The sequence below is a fragment of the Polyangium sorediatum genome (genome assembly GCF_029946465.1).
Taxonomy (GTDB): Bacteria; Myxococcota_A; Polyangia; order Polyangiales; family Polyangiaceae; genus Polyangium; species Polyangium fumosum.
This window is the reverse complement of record NZ_JARZHI010000012.1, coordinates 126,870-140,689: the sequence shown is the minus strand read 5'-3', so window position 1 is coordinate 140,689 and position 13,820 is coordinate 126,870. Positions and strand designations below refer to the sequence as shown.

Sequence of the window (13,820 nt, the reverse complement as noted above, 5' to 3'; positions counted from 1 at the left end):
CCTTTTTCCGTCCTTAGGGCCTCGCATTTTGGCATGCTGGCGCAGGCCGACGTCGGCTCGTTCACGACCACGGCACGTGGACGAAGGCTCGGAGGCGGGAGAACGGCGCGCGCGTCGGGGTTCTACGGATGAGCGATACCAGCGAGGCCCTGCGACAATCCGAGGAGCGTTACCGCACGCTCTTCGAACAGGCGCCCGTCGGCGTGTTCCTGTACGACCGGAACCTCCGGCTCTCCACGTGGAACGCGCGCTTCACGCAGCTCCTCCAGACGACGAACGAGCGGCTCGCGTCCCTCGACATGCACGGGCTGCGCGACCGCGCCGTGTTGCCCTCGATCGAGGGTGCCCTCGCCGGCGCGTCGAGCACGTACGAGGGCCGTTATCAGGCGACCACGAGCGACGCCATCGTGTGGATCTCGATGCGCCTTTGCCCGCTCCGGAACGCCAGCGGCGAGGTCATCGGCGGCATGGGCGTGGTCGAGGATCTCACGGAGCGAAACCGCGCGCTCGCCGCGCTCCGCGAGAACGTGACCGAGCGGCAGGCCGCCGAGGAGGCGCTGAAACGCTCGGAGGCGCGGTTCCGTGCGCTCATCGAGCACGCGCCCGACGCCATCGGCGTGGTGCGTCAAGGCCGGTGGATCTATGCGAACCCCGCGCTCATCACGTACCTCGGCTACGAGCGCGCCGGCGAGCTCATCGGGCGCCTCGCGCGGGACTCCGTTCATCCCGACGAGCGCATCGCGCACGAGCAAAACCACGCCGATCTCGAGCGCGGCACGTCGGTCTCCCCGCACGAATACCGGCTGCTCCGTCGCGACGGATCCATCGTCCACGCCGAGGTCGTGAGCCTGCTCGTCGACTACGACGGCGCGCCGGCGACCCTCGGCGTCGCGCGTGATCTGACCGAGCGCAAGCAGATGCAAGCGCGCCTCGTGCAAGCCGAGCGCATGGCCGCGGTCGGCACGCTCGCGGCCGGGGTGGCGCACGAGATCAACAGCCCCCTCGCCTACGTGCTCACGCAGCTCACGGTGGCGACGGGCGAGGCGCTGCCCACGTTGAAGCAACGCGTCGAGGTCCTCGAGCACGCCGCGGATCTCACGCCGGGCGAGCTCACGCAGCGCGTGCTGGAGCTCGAAGCGGCGATCGACGGCGCGCGCGAGGCGGCCGAGCGCATGCGCAGCATCGTGCGGGATCTGCGGACGTTCTCGCGCGCGGACGACGGCGAGATCGCGCCGACCGACGTGCGCCGCGTGCTCGACGCCTCGCTCAACATGGTCTTCGGCGAGATCCGCCACCGCGCGCGGCTCGTGAAGCAGTACGACGACGTGCCGCTCGTCGACGCCAACGAAGCGCGGCTCGGCCAGGTCTTCGTGAACCTGCTCGTCAACGCGGCGCAGGCGTTGCCCGAAGGGAACGCGGCCGCGAACCTGATCCGGCTGCGCACCTACGTCGGCGACGCGGGGCGCGTGGTCGTGGAGGTGATGGACTCGGGCCCTGGCATCCCCGACGACGTCAAGGCGCAGATCTTCGACCCCTTCTTCACGACGAAGCCCGCGGGCGTGGGCACGGGCCTCGGGCTCTGGATCTGCCAGGGGATCGTCACGCGCCTCGGCGGCACGATCGATCTCGCCTCGAGGCCCGGCGAGACGATCTTTCGTGTCGTGCTCCCGCCCGGCGCCTCCGCCGGCAAACCTCTCGACGGCGCGCGGGCGCTCCGCGTCGACGAGCCGAACCACGCGCAGAAGCCAGCCATGAAGCCGAAGCCCCCCGACGTGAAGCCACGCCGCGGCCGCGTGCTCGTGATCGACGACGAGGCGCCGCTCGCGAATGCCCTCAAGATGTTCCTCGCCGACGAGCACGACGTCGTGGTCTCGACGAGCGGCCGCGATGCGCTCGCGCTGCTCGAAAAGGATCCGACGTTCGACGCGATCCTCTGCGATCTGATGATGCCCGACGTGACGGGCGTGGACGTCCACGAGGCGCTGCGCGAGCGCGCGCCCGACGTCGCCGCGCGCCTCGTCTTCGTGACGGGCGGCGCGTTCACGCCGCGCATGCGGGCCTTCCTCGAAGAGGTCCGAAACCCCCAGCTCGAAAAACCCTTCGACCTCCCGAAGCTCCGCGCGCTGCTGCGCCAACTGGTCGCAGGGCGCTGAGAAGCTCGCTGCGCGTCTCTGAGGGGGGGGTTCACAGCGCCTCGCCGGGGTTTCACCCCGGCCCCGACCAGGGGCTCTTCGCCCCTGGACCCGAACCAGGGCACAGCCCTGGACCTCTCGTGGATCGACCGCGATGCGGTCGATCCCAAAAAAGCTCGGAGAGCCTGTGGAACGTCCTCTCGGAGGGTGTTCTACAGGCGTCGCGAGCGGCTCGAGGCCAGGAAGGCCGAGCGATCAGCGAGGGCCGCGCGCCGCGAACCAGTCGCGGTAGTGCTGGTACAGCGTCGCGTATCGCACGTACGTCTCGCGATCCGCCGCAAAGCGCCGCTGCCAGGCCTCGGTCTCGGCCGTGTGCGCCGCGTCCGTGAGCCCGTACTTCGTGCGGATCTCGGCGAGCGCGACGGGGTTCACCGCGATCTCCGCGGCGAACGCCGCGTACCGCTCGAGGCTGAGTTGCGGGCCCGAGGCGACCGCCGGGAAGCCCGCGAGCGTCATCGGCTGCGGCACCGTCGGCGGCATCGGGACGGGCGTCGGGCGCTGCGACGCGTAGGACGTGCTCGACACCGGCGCCCCTGTGCTCGCGGCCGCGGCCGGCGTGCCTGGCGCCGGCGGGTATCCGTATCCCCCGGGCTGTGATGGTTGCGGCGGCGGCGGCGCGGCGAGCGGCTTCGGCGGCGGCGCGGGCGGCGGGAGCACCGCGGCCTTCATGCCCGGCGACGAGGGCGACGGAGGCGGCGGCGGGAGCGGCGCGCTCTGGAACGGGAGCGTGGGCCTCGAGGGCGCGGCTTGCGCGGGCAACGTCTGCCGCGCGGGCAGCGGATCCGGGATCGTCGCGACGCGCGGCCGCATCGGCGCTGCGTGCTCCTCCGGAGGCAACATCGCGCCCGGCGCGCTCTCGCGTGGCGGCGGCGGCGGACCCTTCACGGCCGGCGCGCCGCTCGCCGTCACCGGCGGCGGCGTCACGCCCTCGGCCGCTGCGGCCGCTGCGGCGGCCCTGCGCGCGCGGAGCCTCGCGAGGAGCTGCTCCGGATCGGCCGTGGGCAACATCGGCACGGTGTCCATGAGCCCGAGCGGCACCGATTGCGCGCGCGGCGGCGTCGGCTCGTCTTCGCTTCCTCCGGCACGCGCCTTGCGCGTCTCGATGGCTCGCGAGCGCGCATCGAAGGCTGCTTTGTACCGTGCCTCCAGCGCGTTCCGCGTCGCCTCCGGCTCACGCGACATACGCTCCATCCAGGCGTTGCGGCTCACGCCCCAGGCCTCGGCCGAGAGCGCCTCGACGCGCAAAACCTCCTCGAGGGGCGTCCCTGCCTCGACCTCCGCGCAAAGCGCGGCGAATCGTTCCAGCTCGATTTCCGGTTCCATCACGTCGGGGCGCCCGTGAGCGCTCGGCAGACCATACGCCGGCCGCGGTCCGAGGTCGAGAGCGCCGCGCGACGTTTCAGCACGTTGCCGACGACTGGGCTTGCCCCCCGTCCGTCAAACCGTGGTACTAAGCGAGGTAGAAACGATGAACTCGAGTCTCCGCACCTTTCTCGGTCTTGCCCTCCTCGTCGCCCCCCTCTCGGCGGGCTGTGCCTCTCGCACGGCGCCCTTCGATCAGATGGACCAGGCGCAAATCACCGTGCTGCGCCTGAGCGCGCCGCCGCCGCCTGTCGCCGCGCCGGTCGCGACGCCCGGCGCGCTCCCGGGCATCCCGGGCCTGCCCATCCCGCCCGAGATGCAGGCTGCGGGGCAGCAGCTCCTCCAGGGCCTGAACCAGGCGGCGCCGGGGCTCATCCCGCCGGGCCTCCTCCCGGGCGGCCAGACGACGCAGCCGGCGCCCGTCCAGACGCAGGTGCCGCTGTGGAACGGCCTCGCGATCGTGGCCCAGACGCCCGTCACGAACGAGGACATGAAGAACGACCTCCTCGATCTCTTCGGCGACGAGGACAGCTTCCAGGCCGGCGCGAACAATTGCACGACGGCGCCCGGCATGGGCGTCTCGTTCGTTCGTCCGGGCCAGCCGAACACCGACCTCGTGGTGTGGTTCACTTGCTCCAAGGCCGCCGGCGTCACGCCCTTCACGCTCCCCTACGGCAAGGACATGCTCACGGGTGAGTCGCACCAGAAGCTGAGCCAGATCTACCAGGCTCTCTTCGGCATGGCCGTTCCGCCCGGCTCCTGATCTCTCGCGCCTCGCACCTCCGAGGGCCTCGCTCCTGCGAGGCCCGGTGCACGCTCCCCTCGGCAAGCCCGGATCTTCGGGACCGCCTCGAACGGCCATTTCACGCGTTCGTGGCGAGGAAAGCGGCCTGGATGCTAGCAGCCTGTGGAATTATCGTCGCGAGCGCCCCGAAGCTAGGGCGACGGAGCGAGGAATCCTCAAGGATTTCGAGCGATGTCGACCGACGATTCGGGGCGCGCAGCAGATAAGTCCACAGGCTGCTAGGATGGCGCATCGACGCCGTCTCCGCGGCGCTCGCCGGGCCTTCCGATGACCCAACATGAAACGCTCTCCCCAGGGATGGTGCTCGGGCGCTACGAGCTGCTCCTGCCGATCGCACAGGGAGGCATGGCCACGGTCTGGGCGGCGCGGCAGAAGGGCTCCCGCGGGTTTCAGAAGACGGTCGCCATCAAGACGATGCTGCCGTCGATCTCGGACGACCCGCAGTTCGAGCAGATGTTCCTCGACGAGGCCTCGCTCGCCGCGCGCATCCATCACCCGAACGTCGCGGAGATCCTCGACGTCGGCGAGCAGGACGAGACGATCTACATCGTCATGGAGTGGGTCGACGGCGAGGCGCTCAGCGTCCTCACGAAGACCGCCAAGCGCAGCAACGTCCCCGTGCCGCAGCGCATCGCGCTCCGCATCGTCCGCCAGGCCTGCGCGGGCCTGCACGCGGCCCACGAGCTGCGCGACGATCACGACCAGCGCCTCGACCTGGTGCACCGCGACGTCTCGCCGCAGAACATCCTCGTCTCGTACGACGGCATCGTGAAGCTCGTCGATTTCGGCGTGGCGAAGGCGCTCGGCCGCGCGGGCGGCGAGACCACGGCGGGGCAGCTCAAGGGCAAAGTCCCGTACATGTCGCCCGAGCAGGCCCTTGGGCAGAAGGTCGATCGGCGCACCGACGTCTTCGCGATGGGCATCGTGCTCTACCGGCTCACGACGGGCCTGCACCCGTTCCTCGGCGAGAACGACATGGCCACGATGAAGAACATCATCTCGCGGCCGCTCCTGCCGCCGCGCATGAAAAACCCGAGCTTCCCCGTCGAGCTCGAGCGCGTGCTCCTCACGTGCCTGAAGAAGGATCCGAACGAGCGCTACCAGACGATGTTGGAGCTCGACGCGGCCCTGGAGCGTGTCCTCGCCTTGTCCGGGGCCTCGGTGGTCGACGACGACATCGGCGCGTTCACGCGCTCCGTGATGGGCGATCGGGGCCAGAAGCGCCGCGCCGCGTTGCGTGACGCCGTGCGCGCCGCCGACGAGCGCGCCGCGGGCATCGTGATGTCGCCGGGCGCCGCGCAGCCGCACGTGCACGAGGCGGTCTCGGACATCGCGATCACGCGGATGAACTCGGCGCTCACGAGCTTCCCGACGAGCATGCCGCGGAGCTCCTCGACCTCGATCTTCCCGCCTTCGTCCGAACCGTACGCGGACGGAGCGATGTCCGGCTCGCTCTTGCCGTCGATGCCGCCCCGTCAAAACCGCGCGGGCCTCTTCGTCGCCTTGGGCGCGGTGACCGCGCTCTCGCTCGCCGGCACGTTCATGTTCCTGCGCACGACGATGGAGCCACGCGCGGCCGCCGGAAACGCCGCGGGAAACGTGGCGCCCACGCCGCCGAGCCCGCCCGCCCCCACGCAGGCCACGACGCCCGTGGCCGTGCAGACCGCCGCGGCACCGCAGCCGATCGACACGGGCGGAGGCACGGTCCTCGACATCAACGATCTCCCGTCCGCCGACACGAAACCCGAAGCCACGACCAAGCGCGACGACAAACCCGCGGGCACGACGAAAGGCGCGGGCGCGACGAAGCCTGCGGCCACGACGACCGCGACCACAAAGCCCACCGGGGCGCCGACGAGCACGACGTGGGTACCCAGAGTCACGGATCCCGGCTTCTGAGCAAGGGCACGACCCGCTCGTCCCTCCGCGATCTCGTGGTGGTCGGCCTCTGCGCCGCCATCGTGGTGATCGGCTCCGCCGCGCGCAGCGAGGACGAAGGCGCGGCCGCGAACCCAACGGATGCGTCCGAGGCCTCCGCGCCCACGCTCACGATGTCTCCGCTGCCGAACGGCGCGCCCGGCAAGCCCGCGGCCCTGGTCTCCGAGGCCGCGCCTCGCAGCGGCTGCGACTTCCCGGACAGCGGCTTCGGCGACTACCTCGGCTGGCGACCGCTCCCGCTCGGCCGCATCCTCGTCCCTTCGAGCCTCACCGTCCCGCCCGACGGCGGCTTTGATCTGCTCGTCCACTTCCACGGCACCGAGCCCGTGCGCAAGCAGCTCGCGCCCCTCGGCCTCGGCCTCGTGATCGCCGGCCTCGACACGGGCACGCTGTCGAGCGGCTACAAGAGCACGTTCGAGTCCGAAGGCACCTTCGACGCGATGCTCTCGGCGATCAGCCGCGAGGTCGCGCTCGCCACGAAAAACCCCGCGGCCCGCCCGCGCAGCATCGTCCTGTCGTCGTGGAGCGCGGGCTACGGCGCGATCGCGCGGATCCTCGCGCGAGGCCGCGACGACGTCGACGCCGTCATCCTGCTCGACTCGCTCTACGCGAGTTACGCGTCCGGCGGGAAGATGCCCGATCCCACGGAGCTCTTGCCCTTCTCGTCCTTCGCGCGCGCCGCGGCGAACGGTGGACCTCTCCTCTTCGTCACGCACACGGCCGTCCCCACGCCGGACTACGCCTCCACGCTGGAAACCGGCACCTTCCTCCTGCGCGAGATCGGCGCCGACGTCCCGGCCACGCCGCCTGCGCAGGATCCGTTCGGCCTCTCGCGCGCCCACGATCAGAACCACTTCTTCCTCCGCGGGTACGCGGGCTCGGACGGCGACGCGCATTGTGGCCAGCTCCGGCTCCTGCCCGACATCCTGCGGGATCACGTCCTGCCCGCGTCACGCCCGTAGGAGCCCATCGGCCTTGGCCACACCTCGCTCTTCGCCGCTCTACCACGACGACCCGAAGCTCTTCTCGTTCCGCGGCGTCGTCGTCGCCCACGAGACCCACGCCGGCCGCCCCAGCGTGCGGCTCGATCGGACCGCCTTTTACCCCGAGTCCGGCGGGCAGATGGCCGATCGCGGCCGCCTCGACGAGGCCGCCGTCGTCGACGTGCAGGTCGACGACGAGGGCCGCATCCACCACGTCCTCGAAGGGCCCCTGCCCGCGATCGGCGCCGAGGTGCAAGGCACGATCGACAAGCCGCGTCGCCTCGTCCACATGGCCCAGCACACGGGCCAGCACATGCTCTCGCGCGCGCTCGCCGATGTCGCCCGCGCCGAGACCGTCTCCTCGCGCCTCGGCGAGAGCGCGTGCACGATCGACCTCGACGTCGCCGCCCTCGACGAGCGCGCCGCGGCCGAGGCCGAGGCCCTCGTCAACGCCGTCATCGACGACGACGCGCCGATCCGCGCGTTTTTCCCCTCGGAGGACGAGCTCCGCGCGCTCCCGCTGCGCAGGCAACCCAAGGTGCACGACAACGTGCGCGTCGTCGTGATCGGCGACTTCGACGTCTCGCCTTGCGGGGGCACGCACTGCACGAACACCGCGCAGGTCGGCTTCGTCCGCATCGACGGGCTCGAACGGTACAAGGGCAAGATGCGCGTCACGTTCTCGGCGGGCGTGCGGGCGCGGACGAAGCTCTCGCGCGAAGCGGACGTCGTGCGCGCGCTCGCCCGCGATCTCACGTGCGGCCCCGAGGACGTGCCTGCAGGCATCGAAAAACTACGCCGCGAGCTCGACGAGACGCGTCAGGCGCTCGGGCGCGTGCGGGGGCGCGTGGCCGCGGCGATCGCCGACGCGCTCGTGAAGGACGCGCGGGGACGGGGCGAACGCGTGGTGATCGGCGTCCTCGACGATGCGTCGCTCGATCTCGTGCGCGCGGTGGCCGGGCGCATCACGGCCGAGGGGGATCTCGTCGCGTTGCTCGCGGGGGAGGCCGACGGCGGCACGATCGTGCTCGCGGCCCGCGGATCGTCGAGCGACTTCGACTGCGGCGCCTTCTTGAAGCGCGCGGCGACCGCGGCGGGCGGGCGCGGCGGCGGCAGGCCCGAGCGCGCCGAGGGCCGCTTGCCCGCGGGGATCGACTGGAAGACGATCGCCGCCGCGACGCTCGCCACGCCCGGGCGCTGAACACACGCTCGTTTACAGGCCGCTGCAGTCGTCGAGCGCGGGATCGGTCTCGGCCGGACATCCGGGGGACAGCAGCGGGGAAGGCTTCACCGCCCCGAGCATGGCGGGATCCGCCTCGAAATCCATGGCGAACGAGAGCGCCTCGCAGGGCTTGTTCTTGTCGGTCGTATCAGCCAGCAGCACGTCGGCCGCGCGGCAGGTGATCTGCCGCGTCGCCGGGTAGAGCAGCGCGTTCTTGCAGAGCGGGTTTCCCTTCGTGTCGCGGAAGCTCGCGAGCAGGGGGAAGAGCTCCGACACGGGGAGCTTCGCGCCGATCTTGCCCTCGCGGAGCCGGTAGAGACCGTTCGCGGTCCGATCGATGCGCGCCACGAGCACCAGGTTCGACAGCGCGGCGTGCATGGATGTGAACGTGCCGTCCGCGATCGGCAGCGGCGCCTCGGGGAGCCGGGCCACGAGCTTGTTGCCCGTCACGTACGCCGTGCCGTCGATGAACCTCGGCGCGTAGGGGTCCGCCAGCATCGGCGCGACGAACTCCTGCCTTATCGACCACGCATCCGCGCCTTGCCACTCCGGTGACGCCGCGAGCCCCAGGCTCCCGTACCAGCCGACCTCCACCTGAGCGTCCTCGCTCGCGCCGTTGTACCCTTGGACGCGGAGCAGCACGCTCCACTGGCCGGACTCGGTCAGGCCGCGCAGGAAGCTCGACATGTCATCGACGGTGAGGATGTACGCGAGGGCGCCGAAGAGCGCGTAACTCGCCGCGTCGTGCCCCCTGTCGTCGTCGCAATACCCTTTGTCGTCCGACGGATCGATCGACTCGCAGCCGCGCTTGTCCTCGGTGCACGAGCACAGCCCGTCGAGGTTCAGCCCGGGGAGCGCGTCGTTCAGGCCTTTCTCCATGTCGATCGTGCGTAGCGCCACGACGAACCCCTCGGCGCCGCCCGCGTCGTCCACGGCGGGCGGCTCGGGGACCTCGTCGCGCACGCACATCATCGGCGTCGCGCCGCCCGCGCCTCCGCTGCCTGCCCCGAGCGAGAGCTCGTCCGGGATCCCGGACACGAGCTGGCAACCGGCCGCCCACGAAAGTACGACGAAGAGCCCTCTCGTCGCGCGCCTCCGAACCGCCATCACTCCTCCTGAAGGACAGGACGCCGCGCCAAAAATCCCTACGCAGGCCCGCGATCGAGAAGATCACGATTGGGGCGAGCCGTCCACCGCACCCCGAACGCCGCCGCGCACGCCCGGGGCGCGCGCGAGAGCGCGTGTGTTTTGCCTGGCATCGAGCCGGGCCATCGGCTACGCCGGCCCCATGCGCCGCCGGACCCTCGCGCTCGTGCCGCTCGTCGCCCTCGCCCTCGCAGGCACGGCGTGCGACGAGACGTCCGACACCGATCTCGATCTCGGCACCACGACGACCGTGCCGACCAGCCTCCTCGTCGAGCCGAGCCTCTTCCTCGGCGACGTGCCTTGCTCCGCCGCGACCGGCGCCATGCAAAGCTACGTGGCCACCGTCCTCGACGTCACCGACGCGTCGGCGCCCTTCCCGCTCCCCTCGTCGCCGCCCGTCACCTGCACGGCGAACGTCGTCTTCCGGCAGATCCTCGTCGGCCACGTCTACCGCCTCCAGATCGACGGCTACGACGTCCCCGCCGCCGAGCTCACGCCCGTCGGCGGCACCTCCTCGGGCAGCCGCAGCATGGTCCGCCGCGCCGCGCCTGCCGCAGGCACCGTCGCGCCGCTCTGGTCGACCTTCTGCAAGGACATCACCGCGCAGCAGAACGTCCGCTCCACGCCGGAGACGTGCGAAGAGCTCGCCCCGCTCTCGACCGAGACCGGCGTGCTCATCAACCCGCGCGCCACGCTCGCCGGCACGAGCACCATCCCCGGCCTCGAGCTCGCCTGCAAAAAGAGCTCGGTCGATCCGCAGGGCAACCCCGTGATCACCGGGCAGGTCGCGAGCTTCGACGTGCGCCCGGCCGATCCGGCCTTGCCCCCGCTCGTGAACCTCCCCTGCGGCAACCCCGCGCCCGCGCCGTACACGCAGAACATCAAGGCCGGCGCGACCTACACGTTCCGCGTCGAGGCGCGCGCCGAGACGGGCGGACCCGTCACGTGGGGCGCTTCCTGCAAGGCGATCGCCGTGGACGGCCTCGTGGTCCATGCGCTCTGCGATCCGCTGAGCAAGGACGGCGCGCTCGACCTCTCCCTCGCGGACGTCCTCGCGGCCGCGGGCACCTCGTGCGCGAAGGAGAACGTCGCGACGTACGACGCCCTGCTCGGCGCGCCGAGCCCCCTCGAAGCCGACGGCGTCGCTTGCGACAAGCCTGTCCGCTTCGCGCCGATCGAGCCCGCCGCGTATCCGAAGATCAAGCTCGTCGGCCGCGACGCCGCGGGCGCGCCCGTCGTGACCGCCTCCTGCCTCGCTGAAATCGCCCCCGGCGCGGTCAGCACGGCCACTTGCACGCTCGTGCCTTGAGCCTCCCCGAGGACGGCCCAGACGGACCGGCCGACCCAGCGCCGCGAAGCACCCGAACCTGCGTACAAAACCCTCGAACCTGATTGCAGGTTCACGGGTCGTATACTACCTGAGAGCGTCCTCCGGCCGGCGTGGACGAGGCTTTTTTCAAGCCTCCTCGCGCGTCAGGCCCAGGCCCGAGCGGCGGTATGGAAGATACCTCGAACATCCAGCAGAAGATCCCCGTCAGCATCCAGGACGAGCTCAGGAACAGCTACCTCGATTACGCAATGAGCGTGATCATCGGTCGCGCCATCCCCGACGTGCGCGACGGGCTCAAGCCGGTGCACCGCCGGATCCTCTACTCGATGCACGAGCAGAAGATCGGCCCGAGCGGGTCCCACAAGAAATGCGCGCGTGTCGTCGGCGACGTGCTCGGCAAGTATCACCCGCACGGGGATACGGCCGTGTACGACGCGCTCGTCCGCATGGCGCAGCCTTTCAGCCTCCGCTACCCGCTCATCGACGGGCAGGGAAACTTCGGCTCCGTCGACGGCGATTCGGCCGCGGCCATGCGGTACACGGAGTCGCGCCTCGCCCGCGTCGCGACCGAGCTCCTCACCGACATCGAAAAAGAGACCGTCGATTTCGCCCCGAACTACGACGACTCCGAGCTCGAGCCCACGGTCCTGCCGGCCAAGTTCCCCCAGCTCCTCGTCAATGGCTCGGGCGGCATCGCCGTCGGCATGGCGACGAACATCCCGCCGCACAACCTCGGCGAGATCATCGACGCCACGGTCCTGCTCATCCGGAACCCCGACGCCACGGTCGACGACCTGATGCAGCACGTGAAGGGCCCCGATTTCCCCACGGCTGGCCTCATCTACGGCAAGAGCGGCATCGACCAGGCCTACCGCACGGGCCGCGGCACCATCGTCATGCGCGGCCGCTGCATCGTCGAGAAGACCTTGAAGGGTGATCGCGAGCAGATCGTGATCACCGAGATCCCCTACCAGGTCAACAAGGCCAAGCTCGTCGCCAAGATCGCCGAGTGCATCAAGGAAAAGCGCATCGAGGGCATCGCCGAGGTCCGCGACGAGAGCGACCGCGAAGGCATGCGCGTCGTCATCGAGCTCAAGAAGGACGTCTTCCCCCAGGTCGTCCAGAACCAGCTCTACCGCCTCACGGACCTGCAATCGACGTTTGGCGTCATCAACCTCTCGATCGCCAACGGCCGCCCCGCCGTCCTCGGCCTCAAGGAGACGCTCGCGCACTTCGTCGAGCATCGCCGCGAGGTCGTCACGCGGCGCACGCGCTACGAGCTGCGCCAGGCCGAAGCGCAACGCGAGCTCGTCGAGGGCCTCGGCATGGCGACGACCGACGTCGACGTCATCGTCTCCACGATCCGCTCCTCGCAGGATCCCGAGGAGGCGCGTGATCGCCTGCAGAAGCTCCCCTTGCGTGGCTTCGGCGACTTCCTGCGCCGCGCCGGCCGCCCCGAGCCCGAGTGCGTCGAGGGTGACACGCGTGGCGACTACTTCCTCTCCGAGCGCCAGGCCAAGGCCATCCTCGAGATGCGCCTCTCGCGCCTCACGGGCCTCGAGCGCGAAAAACTCGCGCGCGAGTACGGCGAGCTCATCGAGGAGATCGCCCGCCTCAACGGCATCCTCGCCGACGAGGGCAAGCTGATGGACGTCATCGTGGGCGAGCTCGAGGACATCAAGAGCCGCTACAACGACGTGCGCCGCACTGAGATCGTCCCGACCGAGGCCGAGATCCAGGTCGAGGACCTCATCCAGGAGGAGGACATGGTCGTCACCATCTCCCACCTGGGGTACCTCAAGCGCACGCCGGTCACGACGTACCGGGCCCAGCGCCGCGGCGGCAAGGGCATGGTCGGCATGGAGGCGCGGGACGAGGACTGGGTGAGCCAGCTCTTCGTCGCCTCCACGCACAGCTACGTCTTCTTCTTCAGCGACAAGGGCAAGGTCTACGTCAAGAAGGTCTACGAGATCCCGAGCGCGGCGCGCAACGCCAAGGGCCGGGCGATCGTGAACTTCGTCGGGATGGAGCAGGGCGAGAAGATCGCCGCCATCACCCCGGTGGCGCGCATCGAGACTGGCTGGTTCGTCGTCACGCTCACGCGGCGCGGCCAGATCAAGAAGACCGCGCTCGAGGAGTACGAGAACTTCCGCGACAAGGGCATCATCGGCGTGCGCATCGAGGAGGACGATCAGCTCCTCTCCGCGGCCATCACCGACGGCTCGCGCGAGTTCCTCATCGCCACGCACAAGGGCATGTCGATCCGCTTCGCTGAGGAGGAGGTCCGCCCCACGGGCCGCGCCACCATGGGCGTGAAGGGCGTCGAGCTCAACGAGGGCGACTTCGTCGTCGGCCTCTGCGTCACGGACGGCGGGCGTGATCGGGTCCTCGCGGTCTGCGAGCGTGGTTATGGCAAGCGCACCCCGCTCGACGAGTTCCGCCTCCAGAGCCGCGGCGGCAAGGGCGTCATCCTCATCGACGCGAGCGAGCGCAACGGTCCGGTCATCGGCGTCGCCATGGTGTCGCCGGCGGATCAGATCATGCTCGTGACGGACCGCGGCCAGACGCTCCGCACCAAGGCCAGCGAGATCCGCGAGACCGGCCGCAACGCCCAGGGCGTGCGCCTCATGAACGTCGACGGCGACGAGCGTGTCGTGGCGATCGAGGCCTTTGCCGAGGCCGAGGAAGGCACGGTCCCGCCCCCGCCGCTCGAGACGACCGGCACGGATGGCACGACCGACACGAACGGCACGAGTCACGACGGGACGAACGGCGTCGCCGAGTGACATCCCCCCTCCCCTGGCACCTCGCGTGACCGGGAGCTAACGTAAGCACTGTCACA

The 13,820-nt window shown here is 70.4% G+C and carries 9 protein-coding genes; 7 read left to right on the top strand and 2 right to left on the bottom strand.

What is annotated here, in order from left to right:
• Positions 1-128: 128 nt before the first annotated feature.
• Positions 129-2,153, top strand: a complete 2,025-nt coding sequence (locus QHF89_RS16635; protein WP_136971996.1) for a PAS domain-containing hybrid sensor histidine kinase/response regulator — start codon at positions 129-131, stop codon at positions 2,151-2,153.
• Between the two features lie 234 nt (positions 2,154-2,387).
• Here QHF89_RS16635 and QHF89_RS16630 read toward each other — a convergent pair whose 3' ends face one another.
• Positions 2,388-3,518, bottom strand: a complete 1,131-nt coding sequence (locus QHF89_RS16630) for a hypothetical protein (protein ID WP_136971995.1) — start codon at positions 3,516-3,518, stop codon at positions 2,388-2,390.
• Between the two features lie 142 nt (positions 3,519-3,660).
• On the opposite strand from QHF89_RS16630, the gene QHF89_RS16625 reads away from it, so the two are divergent.
• The 4 genes from QHF89_RS16625 (at position 3,661) to QHF89_RS16610 (ending at position 8,481) form a co-directional block, all read left to right on the top strand.
• Positions 3,661-4,317, top strand: a complete 657-nt coding sequence (locus QHF89_RS16625) for a hypothetical protein (RefSeq protein ID WP_136971994.1) — start codon at positions 3,661-3,663, stop codon at positions 4,315-4,317.
• Between the two features lie 309 nt (positions 4,318-4,626).
• Positions 4,627-6,258 carry a serine/threonine-protein kinase gene (locus QHF89_RS16620; protein WP_136971993.1) on the top strand — a complete coding sequence of 544 codons (1,632 nt, stop codon included), beginning with the start codon at positions 4,627-4,629 and terminating at the stop codon, positions 6,256-6,258.
• Positions 6,225-7,259, top strand: coding sequence for a hypothetical protein (locus QHF89_RS16615; protein WP_284720577.1), 1,035 nt, complete (start codon positions 6,225-6,227; stop codon positions 7,257-7,259). Before QHF89_RS16620 ends, QHF89_RS16615 begins: the two co-directional genes overlap by 34 nt.
• A 13-nt stretch (positions 7,260-7,272) precedes the next feature.
• Positions 7,273-8,481 (top strand): alanyl-tRNA editing protein, encoded by a 1,209-nt coding sequence (locus tag QHF89_RS16610; RefSeq protein ID WP_136971992.1) that lies wholly within the window; start codon positions 7,273-7,275, stop codon positions 8,479-8,481.
• A 12-nt stretch (positions 8,482-8,493) separates the two neighbouring features.
• On the opposite strand, the gene QHF89_RS16605 is transcribed toward QHF89_RS16610, so the two are convergent.
• Complete coding sequence (locus QHF89_RS16605) at positions 8,494-9,609, bottom strand: hypothetical protein (RefSeq protein ID WP_136971991.1); 1,116 nt, start codon at positions 9,607-9,609, stop codon at positions 8,494-8,496.
• A 181-nt stretch (positions 9,610-9,790) separates the two neighbouring features.
• On the opposite strand from QHF89_RS16605, the gene QHF89_RS16600 reads away from it, so the two are divergent.
• Both QHF89_RS16600 and gyrA read left to right on the top strand, forming a co-directional pair.
• Positions 9,791-10,957, top strand: a complete 1,167-nt coding sequence (locus QHF89_RS16600) for a hypothetical protein (protein ID WP_136971990.1) — start codon at positions 9,791-9,793, stop codon at positions 10,955-10,957.
• Positions 10,958-11,145: 188 nt separating this feature from the next.
• On the top strand, positions 11,146-13,764 hold the full coding sequence (gyrA, locus tag QHF89_RS16595) for a DNA gyrase subunit A (protein ID WP_136971989.1): 2,619 nt from the start codon (positions 11,146-11,148) through the stop codon (positions 13,762-13,764).
• Positions 13,765-13,820 lie beyond the last annotated feature (56 nt).